General features: G+C 70.0%; 18 protein-coding genes and 1 tRNA gene. 12 read left to right on the forward strand and 7 right to left on the reverse strand.

Going from position 1 to position 22,016, the window contains the following annotated elements:
* Window positions 1–80: 80 nt before the first annotated feature.
* Window positions 81–1,118 carry an MraY family glycosyltransferase gene (locus ACH4VX_RS15100; protein WP_398367834.1) on the reverse strand — a complete coding sequence of 346 codons (1,038 nt, stop codon included), beginning with the start codon at window positions 1,116–1,118 and terminating at the stop codon, window positions 81–83.
* A 270-nt stretch (window positions 1,119–1,388) separates the two neighbouring features.
* On the opposite strand from ACH4VX_RS15100, the gene ACH4VX_RS15105 reads away from it, so the two are divergent.
* The 5 genes from ACH4VX_RS15105 to ACH4VX_RS15125 all read left to right on the forward strand — a co-directional run bounded on the left by ACH4VX_RS15105 (window position 1,389) and on the right by ACH4VX_RS15125 (window position 9,626).
* Window positions 1,389–3,671 (forward strand): (Fe-S)-binding protein, encoded by a 2,283-nt coding sequence (locus ACH4VX_RS15105; protein WP_398367835.1) that lies wholly within the window; start codon window positions 1,389–1,391, stop codon window positions 3,669–3,671.
* Window positions 3,672–3,875: 204 nt separating this feature from the next.
* A complete protein-coding gene (locus tag ACH4VX_RS15110; RefSeq protein ID WP_398367836.1) occupies window positions 3,876–5,333 on the forward strand; it encodes an FG-GAP-like repeat-containing protein in 1,458 nt (485 codons plus the stop codon).
* Window positions 5,334–5,567: 234 nt separating this feature from the next.
* Window positions 5,568–7,022, forward strand: coding sequence for an FG-GAP repeat protein (locus tag ACH4VX_RS15115; protein ID WP_398367837.1), 1,455 nt, complete (start codon window positions 5,568–5,570; stop codon window positions 7,020–7,022).
* 38 nt (window positions 7,023–7,060) lie between these two features.
* Window positions 7,061–8,488 (forward strand): hypothetical protein, encoded by a 1,428-nt coding sequence (locus ACH4VX_RS15120; protein WP_398367838.1) that lies wholly within the window; start codon window positions 7,061–7,063, stop codon window positions 8,486–8,488.
* 118 nt (window positions 8,489–8,606) lie between these two features.
* Window positions 8,607–9,626, forward strand: coding sequence for a Yip1 family protein (locus ACH4VX_RS15125; protein ID WP_398367839.1), 1,020 nt, complete (start codon window positions 8,607–8,609; stop codon window positions 9,624–9,626).
* Between the two features lie 59 nt (window positions 9,627–9,685).
* Here the strand turns inward: ACH4VX_RS15125 and ACH4VX_RS15130 are convergent, their stop codons facing one another.
* Both ACH4VX_RS15130 and dcd read right to left on the reverse strand, forming a co-directional pair.
* Complete coding sequence (locus ACH4VX_RS15130; RefSeq protein ID WP_398367840.1) at window positions 9,686–10,183, reverse strand: phosphoribosyltransferase; 498 nt, start codon at window positions 10,181–10,183, stop codon at window positions 9,686–9,688.
* Window positions 10,180–10,755, reverse strand: coding sequence for a dCTP deaminase (gene dcd, locus ACH4VX_RS15135; protein ID WP_184967545.1), 576 nt, complete (start codon window positions 10,753–10,755; stop codon window positions 10,180–10,182). Before dcd ends, ACH4VX_RS15130 begins: the two co-directional genes overlap by 4 nt.
* Before the next feature lie 490 nt (window positions 10,756–11,245).
* On the opposite strand from dcd, the gene ACH4VX_RS15140 reads away from it, so the two are divergent.
* Window positions 11,246–11,319 (forward strand) — tRNA-Gly (locus tag ACH4VX_RS15140).
* Window positions 11,320–11,549: 230 nt separating this feature from the next.
* On the opposite strand, the gene ACH4VX_RS15145 is transcribed toward ACH4VX_RS15140, so the two are convergent.
* Together ACH4VX_RS15145 and ACH4VX_RS15150 are read right to left on the reverse strand one after the other, a co-directional pair.
* Window positions 11,550–12,701 carry a tyrosine-type recombinase/integrase gene (locus ACH4VX_RS15145; protein ID WP_398367841.1) on the reverse strand — a complete coding sequence of 384 codons (1,152 nt, stop codon included), beginning with the start codon at window positions 12,699–12,701 and terminating at the stop codon, window positions 11,550–11,552.
* Window positions 12,701–12,913: an excisionase family DNA-binding protein gene (locus tag ACH4VX_RS15150; RefSeq protein ID WP_398367842.1), complete on the reverse strand. Its 213-nt coding sequence runs from the start codon at window positions 12,911–12,913 to the stop codon at window positions 12,701–12,703. Before ACH4VX_RS15150 ends, ACH4VX_RS15145 begins: the two co-directional genes overlap by 1 nt.
* A 568-nt stretch (window positions 12,914–13,481) precedes the next feature.
* Here ACH4VX_RS15150 and ACH4VX_RS15155 point away from each other — a divergent pair.
* The 4 genes from ACH4VX_RS15155 (at window position 13,482) to ACH4VX_RS15170 (ending at window position 18,166) form a co-directional block, all read left to right on the forward strand.
* Window positions 13,482–14,330 (forward strand): helix-turn-helix domain-containing protein, encoded by an 849-nt coding sequence (locus ACH4VX_RS15155; RefSeq protein WP_398367843.1) that lies wholly within the window; start codon window positions 13,482–13,484, stop codon window positions 14,328–14,330.
* Window positions 14,331–14,956: 626 nt separating this feature from the next.
* The gene (locus ACH4VX_RS15160) at window positions 14,957–15,304 is read left to right on the forward strand and encodes a plasmid mobilization protein (protein WP_398367844.1); all 348 of its coding nucleotides are present in this window, start codon (window positions 14,957–14,959) and stop codon (window positions 15,302–15,304) included.
* Complete coding sequence (locus ACH4VX_RS15165) at window positions 15,301–16,998, forward strand: mobilization protein (RefSeq protein ID WP_398367845.1); 1,698 nt, start codon at window positions 15,301–15,303, stop codon at window positions 16,996–16,998. The genes ACH4VX_RS15160 and ACH4VX_RS15165 overlap by 4 nt, the downstream gene beginning before the upstream one ends.
* Before the next feature lie 118 nt (window positions 16,999–17,116).
* Complete coding sequence (locus ACH4VX_RS15170) at window positions 17,117–18,166, forward strand: hypothetical protein (protein WP_398367846.1); 1,050 nt, start codon at window positions 17,117–17,119, stop codon at window positions 18,164–18,166.
* 71 nt (window positions 18,167–18,237) lie between these two features.
* Here the strand turns inward: ACH4VX_RS15170 and ACH4VX_RS15175 are convergent, their stop codons facing one another.
* A complete protein-coding gene (locus ACH4VX_RS15175; protein ID WP_398367847.1) occupies window positions 18,238–18,777 on the reverse strand; it encodes a flavoprotein in 540 nt (179 codons plus the stop codon).
* Complete coding sequence (locus ACH4VX_RS15180; protein WP_398367848.1) at window positions 18,774–20,051, reverse strand: helix-turn-helix domain-containing protein; 1,278 nt, start codon at window positions 20,049–20,051, stop codon at window positions 18,774–18,776. Before ACH4VX_RS15180 ends, ACH4VX_RS15175 begins: the two co-directional genes overlap by 4 nt.
* A 176-nt stretch (window positions 20,052–20,227) precedes the next feature.
* Here ACH4VX_RS15180 and ACH4VX_RS15185 point away from each other — a divergent pair, with 176 nt between their 5' ends.
* Both ACH4VX_RS15185 and ACH4VX_RS15190 read left to right on the forward strand, forming a co-directional pair.
* Window positions 20,228–20,692 carry an ATP-binding protein gene (locus ACH4VX_RS15185; protein WP_398367849.1) on the forward strand — a complete coding sequence of 155 codons (465 nt, stop codon included), beginning with the start codon at window positions 20,228–20,230 and terminating at the stop codon, window positions 20,690–20,692.
* Window positions 20,693–20,721: 29 nt separating this feature from the next.
* Complete coding sequence (locus tag ACH4VX_RS15190) at window positions 20,722–22,005, forward strand: UDP-N-acetylglucosamine 1-carboxyvinyltransferase (RefSeq protein WP_398367897.1); 1,284 nt, start codon at window positions 20,722–20,724, stop codon at window positions 22,003–22,005.
* Window positions 22,006–22,016: the final 11 nt, after the last annotated feature.

Raw genomic sequence — 22,016 nt, forward strand, 5'->3', positions numbered from 1 at the left:
ACTGACTTGAGTGGAACGGACTCAAGCATGCATGACACTCGGCGCGGGGTCAACAGAGCTGAGTCGGGCAGGCTCAACTCTTATCCACTCCTTACACGCAACCGCCCTGTGACCTGCGGCGATGCCTCGGAGGATCGTTGGCGGGGACGGAAAACAGGGGTGACAGGAAGGCGTACGAACGCGAGGACGACCACCGCGGCCACCGCCGCCACCCACACCACCGCACCCCCGGACACCCGCCCGATGTGGACGGCCACCCCCACGGACACCCCGCCCAGCGCTCCGACGCCGAGCAGTACGGTCACCGCCCGGGGGGCGAGCCCGAGCCGCCGCAGCCGGTGCCCGAGATGATCCGGCCGGCCGCGGGTCACCGGCCACCGGGACAGCCGCCGCGCGAGGACCACCAGTACGGCGTCGGCGCACACCACGGCCGTCAGGGCGAACAACACCCCGGCACCGGCCCCGATTCCCTGTCCGGCCCGCACGAACACCGCCGCCGAGGCCACCACGAACCCCGTGAACAGCGAGCCGCCCGCCCCGAGGCCGACCCGCGCGGGATGCCAGTTGTGCAGCAGGAACCCGGCGAGCGCGGCGGCCAGCACGCCCAGCAGGACCGCGATCCCGTCCATCAGCTCGATCGCCGCACAGGCCGCCACCCCGAACGCGGTCACCGCCCCCACGGTGCCGGCCAGCCCGTCCACGTGGTCGAGCCCCCGGAACGCGGCGGCGACCGCCACGATCCACCCCACGGCGAGCACGCCCCCGGGCACCCCGGTCTCCCCGTACGGCACGACGAGCGCCGCCGCCACGGCCGTACCGGCGAGCGGGATCCACCACCGCAGCCGCCACGCGTCGGCGGCCAGCCCGAGTACGCCGATCCAGGCCCCGGCGGCCAGCAGCCGCCCGATCCCGGTGCCGAGCGGGGCGAGTCCCGCGCGGTCGCCGAGCCCCGCCACCAGCCCGGTCGCCAGCACGACGGCCGTTCCCCCGGACAGCGGCAGCGCCCAGCGGCGTCTGCGGTCCAGGATTCCCAGACGCAGGGCGGGGACCCGCAGCAGTTCCGCGAGGAGGGCGGAGAGCAGCAGGGCGGTGGCGGCGGCGGCGATCCCGTAGAGCACGGATATAAGTTAGGGGCATATGGACCGATTTAGCGTGAATAACACGATCGGATCCCGGACGCCATCCGGGACGCCCCCGAGGGCTCCGCCACAGGCGACCCTCAGCGATCCAGATCACTCCGTGCCCGGCTACAGTGCGGCCGGGGATGAGGGTAGTCTCGAACGGACTGCATAAGTTACCGCTTAGTAATCTCGGGGAAGCCGTCATGGAGCCCCCGGCGAAGTCCCGAAAATCCCTCTTCACACCCCTCGCAGGCCCGAGGAGCCCCCATGCAACTCGCCGCGATCATCGTGTCGCTGGTCCTGACCGTGGTCGGCGTTGCGCTGCTCGCACGCGCGATCGGCCAGTTCGTCCGGTACTTCAAGCTGGGCCAGCCGGTCCCGGCCGGCGCCCGGACCGACAATCCCTATCAGCGCAGTGTGACCCTGGTGCGGGAGTTCCTCGGCCACACCCGCATGAACCGGTGGGGCGTCGTCGGCATCGCCCACTGGTTCGTCGCGGTCGGCTTCCTGACGCTGCCGCCGACCCTCGCCCAGGCCTTCGGCCAGCTCTTCGAGGCCGACTGGGTGCTGCCGGTCATCGGCGGCTTCCTGCCGTTCGAGCTGTACATCGAGTTCATCGGTGTGATGACCGTGCTCGGCATCGCCGTGCTCATCGCCATCCGGCTCATGAGCCTGCCGTCGCGGCCCGGCCGCAAGTCCCGCTTCGCGGGCTCCAAGGCCGGCCAGGCGTACTTCGTCGAGTACGTCATCCTCACCATCGGCCTGGCGATCTACGTGCTGCGCGGCCTGGAGGGCGCACTGCACCACGTGGACCACTACGAGGCCGCGTACTTCGCCTCGTACCCGCTGGTCCTGGCCTTCAAGGGCCTGTCGGTCGCCGCGCTGCAGAACCTGGTCTACCTGGTCGCCATGATCAAGATCGGGACCTCGTTCATCTGGATGATCGTGGTCTCGCTCAACACCAACATGGGCGTGGCCTGGCACCGCTTCCTGGCCTTCCCGAACATCTGGTTCAAGCGCGAGGCCACCGGCGGGACCGCCCTGGGCGCCCTGCAGCCGATGACGTCCGGCGGCAGGCCGATCGACTTCACCGACCCCGGTGACGACGACGTCTTCGGCGTCTCCCAGGTCGAGCAGTTCTCCTGGAAGGGCCTGCTGGACTTCTCCACCTGCACCGAGTGCGGACGCTGCCAGTCGCAGTGCCCCGCCTGGAACACCGGCAAGCCGCTCTCCCCCAAGCTCCTGATCATGTCCCTGCGCGACCACGCGCACGCCAAGGCCCCCTACCTGCTGGCCGGTGGCGGCAAGACCACGGAGGGCGAGGAGAAGGCGTCCGAGGAGCAGCTGGCGGGCGTGCCCGCCGCCGCTCTCGCGGAGGCCGAGCGCCCGCTGATCGGCACCCTCGAAGAGAACGGCGTCATCGACCCGGACGTCCTGTGGTCCTGCACCACCTGCGGCGCCTGTGTCGAGCAGTGCCCCGTCGACATCGAGCACGTCGACCACATCGTCGACATGCGCCGCTACCAGGTGATGATCGAGTCCGCGTTCCCGTCCGAGGCGGGCACGATGCTCAAGAACCTGGAGAAGAAGGGCAACCCCTGGGGCCTGGCCAAGAAGCAGCGCCTGGAGTGGACCAAGGAGGTCGACTTCGAGATCCCGGTCGTCGGCAAGGACATCGAGGACCTGTCCGAGGTCGAGTACCTGTACTGGGTCGGCTGCGCCGGTGCCCTGGAGGACCGCGCCAAGAAGACCACGAAGGCCTTCGCGGAACTCCTCCACATCGCGGGCGTCAAGTTCGCGATCATGGGCGGCGACGAGAAGTGCACCGGTGACTCGGCACGGCGCCTGGGCAACGAGCCGCTGTTCCAGGAGCTCGGCATGGAGAACGTCTCCGCGCTGAACATGGCGTTCGGCGAGGAGATGGACGACGAGGGCAACTTCACCGAGGAGTCGAAGAAGCCCAAGTCGGCGAAGAAGATCGTCGCCACCTGCCCGCACTGCCTCAACACCCTCGGCAACGAGTACCCGCAGCTCGGCGGCGACTACGAGGTCATCCACCACACCCAGCTGCTCCAGCACCTGGTCGACGGGGGCAAGCTCATCCCGGTCACCCCGGTCGAGGGCCTCATCACCTACCACGACCCGTGCTACCTGGGCCGCCACAACAAGATCTACACGCCCCCGCGCGAGATCATCGCCAACGTCCCGGGCCTGCGCAACGAGGAGATGCACCGCCACAAGGAGCGCGGCTTCTGCTGCGGCGCCGGCGGCGCCCGGATGTGGATGGAGGAGCGGATCGGCAAGCGCATCAACAACGAGCGCGTCGACGAAGCCCTGTCCCTGAACCCGGACATCGTCTCCACCGCCTGCCCGTTCTGCCTGGTCATGCTGACCGACTCGGTCAACGGCAAGAAGAACGAGGGCAAGGCCAAGGAGACCGTCCAGGTCGTCGACGTCGCCCAGCTGCTGCTGGAGTCCGTCAAGACCCCGGCCGACCCGGCGGGCGACGAGGAGAGCGAGAGCGCCCCGGAACCGGAGCCGGTGAAGTAACGCGACACCTCACCGAAGGGGCCGTCCGACCGGGCGGCCCCTTCGTCATGCTCACGTACAACCCTCCGGGGGGCCCGGAGGTCTCCTGATCGGCGATCACCCGTGAACCACAGGACAACTCGGGGCGAACACGGGTGACATACCGCACCAGCATCCGTGGACGGCCGAACCCGGCGGCCGTCCCGCACACCGCAGGAGACCTCCTTGCACAAGAACCTCCGCACCGCTCTCGCGACCGCCACCGCGGCCGCGCTCACCGGCGGCCTGCTGGTCGCCATGGCCGGCCCCGCGGCCGCCGCCGACCCGGCCCTCGACAGCGACTTCAACGGCGACGGCTACCGGGACGTCGCCGTCACCGCCCCGCTCGCCAACGTGAGCGGCAAGGGCGGCGCCGGCGCCGTGACGATCCTCTACGGCTCCCCCGAGGGCGCCGGCGCGAGCAGGATCCAGACCCTCACCCAGGACAGCGCGGGCGTCCCGGGCGCCGCCGAGAAGGACGACCAGTTCGGCGCCCACACCGCGCCCGGCGACTTCAACGGCGACGGCTACGCCGACCTCGCCGTGGGCGCCCCCGGCGAGGACGCGGGCACGGACGCCAACGGCGGCACCGTCGTCATCCTGTGGGGCGGCTCCGGCGGCCTCTCCGGCGGCACCACCGTGTCCGACCCCACCCGCTCCATCCACGACTGGTTCGGACAGGTGGTCGCCGCCGGCGACTACAACGGCGACGGCAGGGCCGACCTCGCGATCGCCTCGGACATCAACAAGGTCGACATCTACCGCGGCGGCTTCACCAAGTCCGGCTCCACCGGCGGCCGCTACACCGTCACCGCGCCCATCCTCAAGGTGCCGGGCACCGACATCTTCAACCTCACCCCCGGCGACATCGACGCCGACGGCCGCACCGACCTGGTGGTCGACGGCTACGAGGGCGACAGCGACGGCGACTACTCGTACAACGCCAACTACTGGCTGCCCGGCTCCTCCTCCGGAGCCACCACCTCGGGCGCCCAGAAGCTCCCCGCCGGCATCATCTCCGACATCGGCGACGTGAACGGCGACGGCTACGGCGACATCGTCATCGGCAACTCGTGGGACCCCGCCACGGACACCCCGGGCACCGCCAAGGGCGGGGCCGTGGAGATCGTCTACGGCACGTCGTACGGCCCCGAGGGCGCCGCCGAGACGGTCAGCCAGGACACCGCCGGCGTGCCCGGCAGCAACGAGACCGGCGACAACTTCGGCTACGAGGTCTCCCTCGGCGACATCAACGGCGACGGCCACGACGACCTCGTCATCGGCGCGCCGGGCGAGGACCTGGGCGAGTTCAAGGACGCCGGCATGGTCTCCGTGCTCTACGGCTGGAACGGCGGCCTCTCCGAGACCGGCACCCAGTCCCTGCACCAGGACACCCCGGGCGTCCCCGGCGGCAACGAGGAGGGCGACGGCTTCGGCGGCGAGGTCCTCCTCTCCGACGTCACCGGCGACGGAAAGGCCGACCTGACCGTCGGCCTGCCGTGGGAGAACGACTCCAACGGCTACGCCGTCGCCTTCACCTCCGACGGCCTGAAGATCAACACCACCGGCCGCGGCATCGGCCTCGGCGCCGCCGGCCTGTCGGGCACGGGCTCCCCGATGTTCGGCTTCCACGTCAACGGCTGACCGCCCCGGCCACTGCCGCGGGCCGGGTCCGGCGACCGTCGCCGGACCCGGCCCGCAGCGCACGAGAATCCCGCGCACCACGAGCGCAGGGCCCCTACGGTTCTCGATCATGAACCGCGCGTACGCACCGGTCGCCCGACCCGCGCGTACGTCGCCTTCGCCGCACCACGGCATGTCACCCCCCGAACCCTTCCGGCACGCCGACCGCGTCCGGCACCCGCAGGAGAACTCCGCATGCACCAGCGCTCCGTGCGCCTCGCCCTGGCCACCGCCACCGCCGCCGCCCTCACCGGCGGTCTGCTCGCCCTGTCGGCCCCGTCGGCCGGCGCCGCCCCCTCCGGCCTGGCCGGCGACTTCAACGGCGACGGATACCGGGACGTCGCCATCGGCGCGTCGAGCGCCGACGTGGGCTCCGTGTCGAACGCGGGCGCCGTCGTCGTGCTGTACGGCTCGTCCTCCGGCGTCTCGGCCGCGAAGAAGACCATCATCACCCAGAACTCCACCGGCGTCCCGGGCGGGGCCGAGTACGGCGACCGCTTCGGCGGCAGCCTGGCCGCCGCCGACCTGGACCGCGACGGCTACTCCGACCTCGTCGTCGGCTCCCAGTACGAGGCCATCGGCGAACGCGACGGCATCGGCTCGGTCACCGTCCTCTGGGGCGGCAAGTCCGGACTGTCCGGCGGCGCGGGACTGCCCCAGCCGTCCGGCCTCTCCGAGTGGGGCGGCTACTCCTCCGGCATCGCGACCGGCGACTTCGACGGTGACGGCGACACGGACGTGACCGTCACCGGCCAGAGCCACACCCACCTCTACAACGGCCCCTTCACCCGCACCGGCACCCCCCTGAGCCACCAGAACGTCGGCGAACTCGGCTCGACGTACGAGGTGTTCGCGGGCGACATGACCGGCGACCGGACGGCCGAGCGCGTCTACCCGTTCGGCGTCGACGGCGACCCGGCCGGCGACATCAGCTACTTCCGCCACGACCCCGGCAACGGGGACGCCCACCCCGAGTCGGACTACGCCCGCGTCAAGCTCCCGCACGCCGACGGCGCCGACGGCGTGATCGCCGACATCGACAAGGACGGCTACGGCGACCTCGTCCTCGGCGACTACGGCGACCCGAGCGACGGCAACTCGGTCAACGGCCACAAGGGCGGCCAGATCACCGTCTGGTACGGCGGCCCGGACGGACCCGACCCCGCGCAGAAGCCGGCCGTGATCCACCAGGACACGGAGGGCGTGCCCGGCGGCGGCGAGTACGGCGACCTGTTCGGCGCCGCGCTGAGCGCGGGCGACATCAACGGCGACGGCTACGCCGACATCGCGGTCGGCGCCTTCGGCGAGGACCTGGGCACGAAGAAGGACACCGGCACGGTGACCGTCCTGTTCGGCTCGGCCTCCGGCCTGACCGGCAAGGGCGCCAAGCAGTACTCCCAGGACACCGCGGGCGTCCCCGGCGCGAACGAGACCAACGACGCCTTCGGCATGTCGGTCCGCCTGGCCGACCTCGACAAGAACGGCAAGGCCGACCTCGTCACCGGTGCCGGCTACGAGAACGGCTACGGCGCCATCACCGTCATGCGCGGCACCGCCTCCGGACTGACCACCTCCGGCGCCACCTTCCTCTCCGCCCGCGGCGTCTCCCTCCAGGGCGGCGCCGACTTCGCCTGGGTGATCGCCCAGTGACATCCCGTCCGCTTCCGCACGCCACCACAAGGTCCCCCATGCGCCTGCACACCGCCGCCGTCACACTCGTCGCGGCCACCCTGGCCCCGTTCGCCCTCACCGCGCCCGCCGCGCACGCCGCCCCGGCCGCCGCCACCCCGTACGACTTCAACGGCGACGGCCGCACCGACCTGGCGATCGGCGCCCCGGACGCCACGGTCGGCGGCCACCCGAAGGCCGGCGCGGTCTCCGTCGTGTACGGCGGAGCCGGCGGCCCGAAGACCTCGACGCGCACCCTGATCACCCAGAACACCTCCGGTGTCCCCGGCGCCGCCGAGGCCGGCGACGCCTTCGGCGCGGCCCTGGCCTCCGCCGACCTGAACACCGACGGCTACGCCGACCTCCTGATCGGCACGCCCGGCGAGGACGTCACCGGCGACTCGAGCAGCGGCACGGCCGTCGTCGTCTGGGGCTCGGCGTCCGGCCTGTCCGGCGCCCGGTCCCTCTTCAGCTTCTTCGACGAGGACTACGACCACTACGGCCAGGCCCTCACCACGGGTGACTTCGACGACGACGGCGACCTCGACGTCGCGGTCGGCTCCACCGGCCCGATCGTCCTGTCCGTCGTGGACGGGCCGATCACCAAGTCCGGCACGAACAACGGCGGTTCCGGCTCGCAGTACGACTGGTGGTCCTCCTCGCCCGGCGTCACCCACCTCACCTCCGCGGACACCCCCGGCGACGGCAGCGGCCCGGTGGTCCTGCACGGCCTCGCCGCGCACACCGGCGACGCGGCCACCTCCCTGGCCGACCTGCGGATCGGCAACTACACGGACTGGCTGCAGCGGATGCCGGCCGGGTACGTCTCCGCGGCCGGCGACATCGACCGCGACGGCCACCCCGACTTCGCCGTCGGCAACGACCGGGAGACCTCCGTCGACGCCGAGGGCGCGAAGGGCGGCAAGGTCACGGTCGTCTACGGCGGCCCGGAGGGCCTGGACCCCGACCGCGCCCCGCTCGTCCTCACCCAGGACACCGCCGGCGTCCCCGGCGCCTCCGAGACCGGTGACCGCTTCGGCAGCGGCGTCGACCTCGGCGACATCAACGGCGACGGGTACGCCGACCTCGCCGTCGGCACCGCGGGCGAGAACAGCGGGACCGGCGCCGTCACCGTCCTGTACGGCTCGGCCTCGGGCCTCACCACCAAGGGCGCCCAGTCCTTCACCCAGAACACCGCGGGCGTCCCCGGCGCCTCCGAGACCGGCGACCTCTTCGGCACCCGCGTCGTCCTCACCGACCACACCGGCGACGGCCGCGCCGACCTGTCCCTGTCCGCGCCGGGCGAGAACTCCGGCGACGGCTCGGTCTGGTCCCTGCGCGGCTCGGCGACCGGCCTGACGACCACGGGCGCCATCAGCTTCGGCACGGGAACGACGGGCGTATCCGCCACCGGCACCCCGCACCTCGGCACGGTCCTCGGCGGCTGACCGCCGCCCGCGGTCGGCGGCGCCTTCCCCGACCGACACGGGTCTCCGTCCTCCGTAGGACCGGGCCGCCCCGGAGCCCTACGGAGGACGGACGACCCGGCTGACGTCCCCTTAGGGGATGTCACAGCTCGGCAGCAAAGCCGGGCCCGAACGCCGGGGCCCGGCACGCGGCCGCCCGGGACCAGGTACGTTCGAGGACGTGGCTGGATTCAGGATCGGACGCGGCCGGAACAACAACGGCGCTCCTCACGCGCGACCGCAACACCCCCCGCACGGACAGCAGACGCCGCAGGGGCCGTCGTACGGCTACCCGCAGGCGCCGCAGCCGTACCCGCAACAGCCGTCGTACGGCGGTGGCGGCGCCGGCCCCTGGCCGCACGCGAACGGCGGACCGGGCGTACCCGGCGGCCACGGCGGTCACGGCGAGCCCGAGTACTTCGGCGACGGCGCGTACCCGCACGGCGCCCAGGGCGGCCCGCACGACCCGTACGCGGCCAACAACCCGGGCCACACCCAGGCCTTCTCGATCAACGAGGACCCCTACAACCAGGGCGACACCTACCGCGCCGGCGCGGCCCCGCCCGCCGGCCCGACCGGCCCCCGCCTGCGCTGGAAGGACCTGCTCAAGGGCATCGTCCTGTCCCCCGCCCAGACGTTCCTGCGGATGCGGGACTACTCGATGTGGGGCCCCGCCCTCATCGTCACCTTCCTCTACGGCCTGCTCGCCGTCTTCGGCTTCGACACCGCGCGCGAGGACGCGATCAACGCCACGCTGTCGAACGCCGTCCCGATCGTCCTGACGACCGCCGTCGCGATGGCGCTCAGCGCCTTCGTCCTCGGCGTGGTCACCCACACCCTGGCCCGCCAGCTCGGCGGCGACGGCGCCTGGCAGCCCACGGTCGGCCTCTCCATGCTGATCATGTCCATCACGGACGCGCCCCGCCTGGTCTTCGCCATGTTCGCCGGCGGTGACGCCGCCTTCGTCCAGATCCTCGGCTGGGCCACCTGGGTGGCGGCCGGCGCCCTGCTCACGGTCATGGTCAGCCGCTCCCACGACCTCCCCTGGCCGAAGGCCCTGGGCGCCTCGGCGATCCAGCTGATCGCCCTGCTGTCGATCGTGAAGCTGGGCACGTTCTGACGCGAGCACGCACGAAGAGGGGGCTCCCGGTACCGGGAGCCCCCTCTTTCCTGTCGCTCTCAGGCGTCGAGAACCTGCCCGGACCGCCTGACGACCGGCGGCTGGACGGACCACGGGAAGTTGATCCACTCATCGGTGCGCTTCCAGACGTACTCGCACTTCACCAGCGACTGCGTCTTCTCGTAGACCACGGCGCTGCGCACCTCGGCGACGGCGTCGAGGCAGAAGTCGCGCACGAGCTTGAGCGTCCTGCCGGTGTCGGCGACGTCGTCCGCGATCAGCACCTTCTTGTCGGTGAAGTCGATGGCGTCGGGCACGGGCGCGAGCATGACCGGCATCTCGAGGGTGGTCCCCACGCCGGTGTAGAACTCGACGTTCACCAGGTGGATGTTCTTGCAGTCCAGGGCGTAGGCGAGCCCGCCGGCGACGAAGACACCGCCGCGCGCGATGCTCAGTACGACATCGGGCTCGTACCCGTCGTCGGCGATCGTCTGGGCGAGCTCACGGACGGCGACGCCGAACTGCTCGTAACCGAGGTTCTCGCGCACGCCGCTCACACCTGCGTCCGGTGGAAGTTGAGATAGGACCGCGAGGCCGTCGGCCCCCGCTGCCCCTGGTACCGCGACCCGTACCGCTCGCTCCCGTACGGGTGCTCGGTCGGGGAGCTGAGCCGGAACATGCACAGCTGCCCGATCTTCATGCCGGGCCACAGCTTGATCGGGAGCGTCGCGAGGTTGCTGAGTTCGAGGGTCACGTGCCCCGAGAACCCGGGGTCGATGAACCCGGCGGTGGAGTGGGTGACCAGCCCGAGCCGCCCGAGCGAGCTCTTCCCTTCGAGCCGCGAGGCGAGATCGTCGGGCAGCGTGATGACTTCGTACGTACTGGCCAGCACGAACTCACCGGGATGCAGGATGAACGGTTCGTCCCCCTCCGGCTCCACGAGCCGGGTGAGATCCGCCTGCTCGACGGAGGGGTCGATGTGGGGATACCGGTGGTTCTCGAACACCCGGAAGTAGCGGTCGAGGCGTACGTCGATGCTGGACGGCTGCACCATGGATTCGTCGTAGGGATCGATCCGCACCCGTCCGGCGTCGATCTCGGCCCGGATGTCCTTGTCTGAGAGAAGCACGCCCCGAGAATACGCAAAGCGCGCGGACCGGCCACCATCGGCCACCCCACGCGCCCGCGTCCTCTGTCTCTCCTGCGCTACCGCTTCTGCAGGGTCACCGGTACGACACTGCGAAGCCGCGTACAGCGCGGACACCGCAGAAGCCGGCCGGGGCCGAGTCGCTCGGCCTGCTGCATCGGAAACGAGGTGGCGGTGAACACGTGCCCATCGGCACAGCGGACGACGGTGCGCTCCATCAAGTCCAAGAGTCCCTTCCCCAAGAGGCCGCGTCCGGCCAACTGCCCTGACGACAAAAGCCACATTACGGGATCAAAGGAACGGCACTCCAGGCGGCACCCCGCCCTTTCACCGTACGCCCCAACTTCTGCCCCCCGCAGCCGCATCCACCCCTGAAACACCATCAGGCCCCCGGGCTCGAACACCGGGGGCCTGACATGGGGTAGAGTGACCGAGCGTCCGGACACCACCTGTTTACGGGGTCCTGGATCACGCGGGTGTAGTTTAATGGTAGAACATCAGCTTCCCAAGCTGAGAGCGCGAGTTCGATTCTCGTCACCCGCTCCAGATCGAAACCCCAGGTCAGCGGCCTGGGGTTTGTTTATTATCTAGACCACTTCTAGGGCTCCGTGCCCTCCGCGTGCCCTAAGTCGCCTCATTCGAGGTGCGAGACCAGGCTCTTGAACGCCCAGCAGTCAGCTCTGCCCACAATCGTCTCGGATAATGAGACGCATTTTATGTGGCCTGCATCACATCACTGCAAACTCGCTTGCGCGAACGCGGCCTGACGGGCCGTGTCACATTCCGCGAACCTTGGGCCCGGCCGAGGGAGCCTTCGGAAGTCCCTGCCTCACTGCCGCGTCGATGCCTTGTGCGAGCTTGCGCTGGTGCTTCACCGTGGAGTGCTGGTAGATCAGCTGGGCGCGCTCGGAGGACTGTCCGGCGCGGACCATGAGGTCCTTCAGCTTGGCCCCGGTATCCGCGGCGAGGGTGTTCCCCGTGTGCCGCAGGTCGTAGAAGCGGAAGCTGTCCGGCATACCGACCTTCGCCCGGGCTCTGCGCCACTTGCGGCCGAAGGTCGAGCGCCGGAACGGTGCTCCCTTCTCCCCCACGAAGAGCAGGCCGTCGGGCTCCTTCTCGGCGAACCACTGGAGGTGGCGGCGTAGCTCGGGGAGCAGGAAGTCCGGCAGGTGAACCGTGCGCCGGCCGGCGCGTGACTTCGGGGGACCTGTGACGCGCCGGCCGTTGGTCAGCTCCGGGGAGGCGTGCGTGATGCGCAGGGAGCACTCCTCGAGGTCGACGCTGTGGCGCCTGAGTTCGGCGAGTTCCTCGGGCCGTAGTGAGGCGAACGCCCCGAGCAGCACCATGAGCCGCCACCGCGGTCCCATGGCGTCCGCGAGCGCGAAGACCTGCTCGATGGTGGCGACCGGCCGCTCGTCGGCATGCTCGGTGCCGGCGCCCTTGATCCTGCATGGGTTGGTCCGAAGGAGCTCGTCGTCGACCGCTGTCTGGAGGATGGCCTTCAGCAGACGGTACGACTTCGCGACGGTGGTCGCTCCGGTCGCCTGCAGTCGTTCGGCCCGCCAGGCACGGACGGCGGGGGCCGCGATCTCGTCGAGGTCCAGGGCGCCGAACGCAGGCAGGATGTGGAGCCGCAGCAGGCCCTGGTAGCGGTCGACCGTGGTCGGGGCAAGGCCGCGCTCACGAAGCCATCGTTCGGTGTACTTGGTGAAGTTGATCGCGCCCGCGTCGGGATCGGTCCACTGGTTGCGCTCGATGTCGGCGCGGACGAGGTTGAGCCAGTTCTGCGCGTCGGTCTTGGTGCCGAACGTCTCCGGTGCGGTGTGACGCTGACCGTCCGGGCCGAGGTAGCGGGCCTGCCAGCTCCCGGAGGGAAGCTTCCGCACGGTCCCGAACTCGCGCCGACGGCGTGGGGTGCGTCCTGCCATCAGGCCGCCCTTCCGCACCGGTGGCCGCGACGACCGGCCGGTTCCACGGTGCGTGCTTGGACGTACTCGTCGAGGGCGCTCGCGGGGATCCGTACCGGTCGGCCCAGCTTGACGTACCGGATACGGCGCTCGGCTATGAGCCGACGGATGAAGCGTTCCCCCGTGCCGAGCGCTTCCCCGGCTTCGGCAACGGTGAGGAGGCGGTCAGCCACGTACTGCCGGATCCTTCCTCACTCGCCGGCCAGGCACCGGGACAAGAGGTTGATCGGTTTGATGCACGGGCGAGATCTCCTTACTCGAGGCTTTGTGACGGATCGGCTCGTACGCATACCGGTGGCCGATAACCCTTGAATGGGCCACCCCATTTCGCAGAACCGCTGACGAAGTTTGTAGCGTGCGTTTGCCGGTTTGGTTAAACGGCGATCGTCGGCTATGTTGCGCCCGGCAGCGGGCCCCGAGACCACTCGGAACGGACGCTGTCGGCCCCTGGTAACGCTGCTGTCAGCCGCCTCGCCCGCGTCTGCAGGGGGGTCGGTTTCCGACCCCTCCGGCCGCCGCGATTTCTCCGACCGGCGATCCGGGTCTACCGTCTTTGAAAAGCGACGCAGCGCGTGTTCGCGCTCGGCTGTTCCGTTCTTCGGAGAAGCACTGGACTTCTACGACATTCCTGTGGCTTCCTTTGCTGTCCCCAGCCATCGGCCGCGCCGCGCCTCTGCGAGCCGCCGCCGGCCGTGCCGGACACCGACCCCTCCACCGCCTCGTCCCTGGAGCCGCCTTCACATGAGTCATGACGCCCGTGAGTGGGTGTGGGAACACAGCCGCAGCAAGGGCACCGCCCGCATGGTGCTCACCCTGATCGCCGACCGCTGCATCGATGGGCGCTGCATTGCCTACGCGTCGGTGACCGCCCTCATGAAGCGCGCGAACGCGTCCCGAACCGCCGTCCGCGACGCGCTGGACAAGCTGATCGCCGACGGCGAGCTGGTCCAGATTCCGGACCGCCGGGGGCCTCGCGGCGAGACGTACTACTGCCTGCCGATGGCCGCCCGGGCCCTCGCCGACCAAAGCGTCGACGAGGGGCCGGTAACCGACCCCTCGAAGGGTCAGATTCCGACCCCCGGGGGGTCGGTAACCGACCCATCCGGCGGCCCGACGGCAGGGCCGGAATCCGACCCGGGGGGCCACAATCCGGCCCCGGGGGGTGCCGGAATCCGCACCCTCGGGGGCACGGATTCCGGCCCCCAGAACAGAAGAGAACCAAAGGCAAACGGTAGTAGCAGCAGCTCAGCAGCGCCCATCCCCGTCGACGCCTGGCAGATCGACGACGACGCCCGCGCCTGGCTGCAGCGCGACGGCCATCTCGACCGGCTCGGCGAGGCCGCCCTGCACACCGCGGATATGAAGTGGCGCGCCTACCGGGCGACGTCACAGCCTCGCAGCGCCGCCGCCTGGGCTGCGGACTGGCGTGCCTGGATCAGCCGCGAGCGCGCCCCACAGCCGGGCCGTCGCGCCTCATACGGCCCACCCGGCAACCCCTCACCCGCTCCACCGCGTGGCATGACCCGCGCCCAGGCACACACCGCCGCCCTGCTCGCCGCACTCGAACGCAACGGCAGCAGGACGAAGTAACCGACCTACGGTCCCGCATCTCCCCCGGTCCCGTGTGGCAGCAGGGACCGCGAGCCGGGGACCGTGGGGACCGGTCCCCGCATAGCCCCAGCACAGTCCGGCATTTAACCCACTTGATGCAGGGGACCGGCAAAGTGACCGCTCCCTCGGGGGACGGTCCCGCTGACGCATCGTCACGGGGACCGTCCCCTCCATTCCCGCAACGGCCCCGGGCCGAGCGAAAGCTTCGCATCGGGGACCGGTCCCCGACATTCAACTGCTGGGGACCGGCCTGGACCCGCCTCACCACATGGCCATGCCCGGCCCGCGCCCCCACCAGTCCCACCACCGTCCGCCCTGTACGACAAGGAAGCACCCTGATGACAGACCCGAGCACGACTCCGGAAACCGCCTCACCCGCCGACAATCCGCAGGCCAACCAACCTGCTGGCGCAGCAAGTTGGAGGTTCGGACACTCCCCCGCGAGGGGTGCGTCCGAACCGGCACCCGCCCCAGGGGTGACGGGCGTCCTCCCGAGCCAGGGGGCACGGGAGGCGGAGGCTGCGGCCGAGGGCGGACCGCAGCAGTCGGTGCGGCATCAGGCCAAGCCCCGGGTTCGAGCCCGGACTCAGCGCCGCGCACACAGCGTGCGGCTCAGCGAGCGCGAGCACGAGATCGTCGCCGCCGGAGCCGAAGCCGTCGGAATGAGCATCGCCGGCTTCCTCGCCCACAGCGCTCTCGCCGCCGCACGCGACCTCGACCGCACCGCCGCCGTTATCGCCACCCAGCAGGACACCCTGGCCGCTCTCTTCGCCCTCCAGCGCCAGCTCGGCCACGCGAACAACAACCTGAACCAGGCCGCCCGTGCACTGAACAGCGGCACCTACCCCGAGGACCTGGACGCCACGATCGCCGCCGTCCACAGCGCTGTGGACAACCTCCGGCATGCCGCCGCCCGCCTCACCGACCCGCACGCCGAAAGGCCCGCCGCTTGATCCCCTCCATCCACAAGCAAGGCACCAGCACCGTCCGCCTGCTCGCCTACCTCTACGGCCCCGGCCGCCGCGAGGAACACACCGACCCCCACCTCGTCGCCTCCTTCGACGGCCTCACCCCCGACCCCGGCCGCGACCCAGCTACCAGGCTCGACGACCTCGCCCGGCTTCTGGACGAACCCCTACACCTGGTCCCCGACGACGCCCGCCCCGACAAGCATGTCTGGCACGCCTCCGTCCGGGCCGCCCCCGGAGACCGCCCCCTCACCGACACCGAGTGGGCCGACATCGCCCAACGCGTCATCGCCGCCACCGGCATCGACCCGGGCGACGGCGCAGGCTGCCGCTGGGCCGCCGTCCGGCACGCCGACGACCACATCCACCTCATCGCCACCCTGGTCCGCGAGGACGGACGTCGACCCAACCATCACCGCTCCGCCACCCGCGCCCAGGCCGAATGCCGCCGCATCGAGACCGACTACGACCTCCACCGCGTGGCCGCCGGTGACGGCACCGCCGCGAAGCGTCCGACCAGCGCCGAACAGCACAAGGCACAACGCCTCCACCAGCAGCGCACCACGCGGGAAGAACTCCGCGAAGCCGTCCGCCGCGCGGTCGCCGGCACCACCACCGAGGACGAGTTCTTCGACCGGCTCGCCGCGGCCGGCCTGCTCATCCGTCGGCGCACCGCTCCCTCGCGCGACACCCTCGGCTACACCGTCGCCCTCCCCGGCAACCACAACCGCGACGGCCAACCCGTCTTCTACTCCGGCTCCAAACTCGCCCCGGACCTCTCCCTTCCCCGCCTCCGGGAACGCTGGACAGAACCCGCCGACAATCGCCCTCGGCCGGCTTCGCGTGCCGCGACCGGACCCGCCGCCGCCCGACGCCGAGTCGCAACCGCCGCCTGGCAGTCCCTCCTCCTCATCGACCAGGGTGACGACCGCACCATCGCCGCCCAGGTCTCCGCCACCGGCGAAGTCCTCGACGCCCTGGCCGACACGTCCGCGGCCCACACCCGGCAGGCCCTCCGGGAAGCCGCCACCGCTTTCGAGCGCGCCTCCCGCTCCCACGTCCGAGCCGCGCACGGCCACGACCGCGCCCTACGCCAAGCCGCCCGCGACCTCGTCCACAGCGGCCCGGCCCTCGGCAGAGGCGAAGACAGCGCCACCACCGCCATGGCCCTGGACATGCTGATCTTCCTGGTCATCGCCGCAGCCACCTGGCACGCCAAGAAGCACCACGCCCAACAAGCCGAGGCCGCCCGCCGAGCCGCCGCCCACCTGCGCACCGCCTACCAAGCCACCGCCGCGCAGCCACTCGCCCACCTGCAACAGCAGGGCCGCCGCCTGCGTGCACACCAACGCCAACGTCAGTCCCGTGCCCTACACGTCGCGCTGCCCGAACTGGCGAACCGCGTTCTCACCGAGGCTGGCTGGCCCGCCCTCGCCGCCACCCTCACAGAGGTTGAAGCCGCAGGCCACAACCCCGTCACGCTCCTTGCCCAAGCCGCGGCGCGACGCGAGCTCGACACAGCGGAACGGGTCAGCGACGTGCTGACCTGGCGGCTCAGGCGCACGGCGGAACTCCCCGCCCATCCTCGCAGCGCTACCCCCGCGCGCGTCCGCCGCAGCCTCATAACCGCCCCACCAACACGGCTGGAGGGCCACCCCTCGGCGTCGCCACAGCACTGATCGCACTCTGGCGGGTGTCAACTGAAGGAGCCCAACTCTGCGGACACCAATTTCGGAACGCAGCGGTTCACGTTTCCCCCTGGCATAACCACCCCTGAATAGGGCAATGAGCGGTACTGTGTCAGACACGGCTGCTAACATGCACGATGCCGGCATTCGAGATGCTTCAGGGGGACGCATGGCCGAATCAGTTGAGCACAAGTTCCTTTCCGAAACCGCACTCGACATCATGGAAGGGTCCACCAATGCGCGACTCTTCAATTGTAAGGAGTCCGGTCGAAAGCGATTCGACTTTTCCTGCAACCTGACACGAGACTGGACGCGCGCCATATCTGGGCAAACTCTCTGGATGCATAACCGGGACGGAATTGACAAAGACATTAGAACGCTGCTGACCGACGATGAGGCGTCAGCAACCGTATATGTGGCCCGGGACGCTGTAGCCACCCGCGGACGCGTGGACGAGATTATCCGCGATTACAGAAACTCTCCTCTTCGACCGCACCTAGCAAAACTTCGCATCTTCTGGGTCCCGGCAGACTTTACTGCAGATGACGAACAGGCCCGTGCGGTAGTACGTGATGGGCTTCGGCATGACATCTATCAAGACCTACTGTTGCGAGTGGCCCTCGGCGGAATCACAGCAGAAGACGTCAGGAAATTCGCCTCATCCGGCAATCTGGGGTACCCGGTGTGGATACTTAACCAGATCAGCCAAGAAGGGTACTTCGACAATTACACCCGCGCCTCAAAGCGTTACATGATCGGCATCCCCACCCTGAAGCAAGAAATTTTGAGGCTTGAATTGACAGGGATGGTCTCACGGGAAGGTAACGCGCACGGCCTGATCCGGGTAACTGAAAAAGGCCAAGCCATGCTCGATATTTCCGCCCGCCTCCACCGACACCTATCCGGAGACAGCAAGGAGACCGAGGAGTTCCTGTACATCTGCAAGCTGCTGGACGTCGACTTCTCAACGCTTACCGATAGCGACCGGGAGGCGAATTTCACCCTTTATGAAGGTAATGAAAAAAACATTCCCTTCGGCCATCACGCGAGCAACACGGAACTGATGTTTGCGTGCCTCTTCTACGCTTCACAGCACGGCGAAATCCGGTGGAGTCGCCAGCGTTTCGTACTGCCAGGTTTCGAAAGCTCTGAGTCCTGAGAAGCCGCAGAATCTCTTCGTTGCCCAGACCGAGGAGCTGCGTACCCTCCATGTGTCCGTAGCCCGGACAGTCAGACGGCGGCCTTCGACCCGAGCAACTCCAGCGCCTCCTCCCAGCGGAAGCGATCCGCCCCGCCCCCGCTCTTCGGAGGGTGCGGCTCGTACGAGCTGATCAGGACGCCCATCTCCCGCAACGTGCGCAGACTCCGCGAGTACGCGGGGTGCGCGGCCTGCGCCGAGTTCAGGTACGGGAGAGCCGCGGTGGGGATTCCGAGACCCTGGGCTTCGCAGAGAATGCCCAGGGCGAGCGTGTCGGCGAAGCCGGCGGCCCACTTGTTGATCGTGTTGAAGGTGGCCGGAGCGACCGCGATCGCATCGGCTCGCGGCAGCGGTCGCGGATCACCGGGTGAGCGCCAGGCCGAGCGGACGGGATAGCCGGTCTGCTCCTCCACAGCGGCCGCGTCGATGAAGCCGAGACCGTTGGGAGTCGCGACCACTCCCACGTCCCAGCCCCGATCCTGCGCAGCGGCGAGCAGCTTGCCCACGTCGCCGGCAATGCCTGCCGCACAGACGACGACATACAGGAACGGCTTCTTCGGCTGCTCGTTCACGCAGGTACTCCCAGTTGGCGGCTGAAGTGGTGTAGCTCGGGAAGCGCTCGGCGCCGGTCCCGGGCGACCAGGTCGGCGACCAGTTCGCGGACGGCCGGACGGCGTACGTCCTGCTCCGCGCAGCTCTCGGCGATGCGCAGCGCCTGGTAGGCGTCGGGGAGGCGGCCCTGCTGGTTGTAGGCGCGGGCGGACTCGACCCACAGTGCCGCTCGCCGTTCCGGTACGGGGATGTGCCGGCGCATGAGCGGGCGGGCGATCTCGAGCGCGATGCCGGCGTCGCCGAACGCCACTGCGGCGCTGAGTTCGTGGAGGGCGACGTTCGTGGGGCTGAAGTTGGCCCAGGAGTCCGGCTGATCGAGGTTGACGTACCGGGCGACTTCCTTCGCCTCCGCCAGGAAGTCCTTGGTGGCCGACCGGTCTCCTCTGCCGCTGGCGGCGGTCGCACCCCGGAGCAGGAGGAGGCCGAGTGCGGCGAGGTACCGGGGCGGTCGCTGGTCGTAGGCGCCTGCGAGCTGGTCGGCGGTGTGCCGGACGAGCGTCACAGCCTGGGCGGCGTGCTTCTCCCGGACGAGGACATGTGCGTGCACGCGGACGCTGGAGGCCAGCACCACGGGGTCCCCGGAGCGCTCGGCCTCGGCCATGGCGCGGCCGACGGCGAGCCATGCGTTGCCGTGCTCACCCTGCTTGAGGAGCAGACTCACCGCTGTCTGGTACGTCGTGGCCAGCAGACCGGACAGCTCCGCGGAGCTGGGTGCGACGCCGACGGCCTGTCGCAGGTCGGCAACCAACCCCGGTAGTGCGGCCACGAGTTGGACGTAGTCGCAGGTGTAGAACATTCGGCGCACCGAGGTGACCCGTTCCTTCAGGTCCGTCTGCGCCACGGCTGGCCCGCTGCTCTCGGGGAGGTTGCCCGGAAGCAGCGAGTCGACCAGTGCGAGATGCGTAGCTGACGCTGAGGGCATCGGAGTGGCCAGGGCGGCCATGCCTGCGGCGGCAAGGAAGGTGCGGCGGCGCATGTCCTCGGTTTCGGGCTCGTCGGTGCGGGCCTCCGGGACACCCGTGAGGCCCAGGCTGTGCAGCGGGATACCCAGCACCTGTGCCACCTCGCGCAGCACGCGCACGTCCTCGGTTCCACGCCCGTTCTCCAGGCGGCTCACCTTGGACTGGTGGTAACCGAGTCCGCGGGCGACCTCCGCCTGCGAGCGGCCTTGTAAAACCCGTGCTCGGCGGATCACCTCACCAATCCGTCGGGCCTCGCTGTGCGTGTCGGCCATCTGTGCCACGGCTCCTCCCGCCGTCGCCGATCCTGCCTCTTCAACCGAGCGTACTGGTGGTGCACTTGGCTGCGATGCAGGACGTGCATAAGTCATGCAGCGGCAGCATCCGGACTCGCAGGCACCACGTGGCCACCGGTTTCTTGGAGTGGCTCCACCGAACCAGGAGGCCGCCGGTGCCATCGAAGGAACTCTGTCTCTCCGTCCCGAGTACGCCCTCGGCCGTCGTCGACGCCCGCCGGCGGCTGTCGGCGCAGCTGCGGGTGTGGCAGCTGAGCCTGCCCGCCGAAGCTCTGCACGACATCGAGCTGGTGGCCGGGGAGCTGCTCGCCAATGCGGTGGACCACGCCAGCCAGGGCGGGGCGTCGGTGGTCGTTCGGCTCGACGGTGCGGTGCTGCGTATCGAGGTCTGCGACAGCAGCGACGCCCTGCCGAGACGGCGGTCGCCCGGCCTGGACGAGGAGAGCGGGCGAGGTCTGTGCATCGTTGCGGCTCTGGCTGATCGCTGGGGTGCCGAACATGTGCCACCCGGCAAGCGCTGCTGGGCCGAGTTCGGCGTTGTCGACGGCCTGGGCTGTTCGACGAGCCCCGTGGGTGGGTCCGGGTTCACCGCACGTTCCGTCCGAGAGGAAAGCCGTTGATCGCCCACGCGTCCGTCCGACCTGCTGAGGTGATCGCCGTCCGACCTTGCGCTCCCCTGTCCGGCACCGTGAAGGTCGACGGGTCCAAGAACGCCGCCTTGGCTCTCATCGCTGCTGCGGCGGCACTGCACCAGACCGTTCAGTTGAGCAACGTGCCCGCGAGCACGGACGTCCAGACCATGCTGGGGTTGCTGCACGGCGCCGGCTGGCATGTCGGCGGACCGGTCGGCGTCCCGGATGTCGTCACGGTCGCGCCGAGCCGCCGAGGCACGGCCACGCCTCTGCTTCCCAACACCGGGGACGGCCACGCCTCGGGCCATCTGGTACCCGCGCTGCTGACCTCATACGGCCGGGCACGACTGCACTGGCCACTCGGTAGCCCGATCGCAGGCCAGGGACTCGCCTCGCACCTGCGGGTGTACGAAGCCTTCGGTGACCAGGTGACCGCCGACGAGGACGCGTACCTGATCAAGGCGGGGAAGCCCCGGCTTGGCCGGGTGTCGCATGTACTGCCGTTCCGCTCCAGGGGAGCAACGCTCGCCGCAGTGCTGCGGGCGGTCGCCACCCGTCGGCCCTTAGCTCTGGGGCAGCCGAACCTCTCCCCCGAAGTGGTCAGCGTCCTGGAAGCCCTGCAAGCCGCGGGATGGGGGATCCACTCCGGCGGCACGACTCTTTCGCTGACGCCCCCGCCGACGGGCGGAAACGAACCGGTCAGGTGGACCGTACCGGGCGACAAGAGCGAGGCCGGCGTCCTCGCCTGTGCCCTGGCCGCGACCGGCGGGTCCGGGCGCATCGACGGGGTGCGGGCCTCCGATGTCCGTTCCCTGACCGATGCCTTGGAGGAAGTCGGCGTCCCGGTGGCCGCGGAAGCTGAGTCCCTCGTCGTCCGAGCGGACAACACGCGGCTGAGCGGCCGCCCGTTGCGAGCGATCGTCTCCCTGTCGCCGGGCGGCCTGGACGCCGACTTCGAACCACCCTTGATGGCCTTGGCGCTCGGGCTTCCGGGAACCCACCTCTTCGCCGACTCCGTCAACCCGGACCGCCACGGCAGCCTGCTTCCCCACCTGGCCCGCCTCGGCGCCGACATCCACGCGATCTCCCCGACGCAGTGCCGCCTCACCGGCCCACAGCGCTTGCACGGTGCCGGCATCGAGGCGGTCAGCATCCGCACCGGCTCAGCACTGCTCGTCGCCGGTCTCGTGGCCCGTGGGGTCACGACCCTCGGCGGAGTCAACCAACTCCAGCGCGGCCACGCCGACCTGCCCGGAAAGCTCCGCGCCCTCGGGGCGGACATCTGCGAGGTACGGCCATAGGCAGCTGCCGC

Source organism: Streptomyces sp. NPDC020731 (genome assembly GCF_044334705.1).
Taxonomy (GTDB): domain Bacteria; phylum Actinomycetota; class Actinomycetes; order Streptomycetales; family Streptomycetaceae; genus Streptomyces.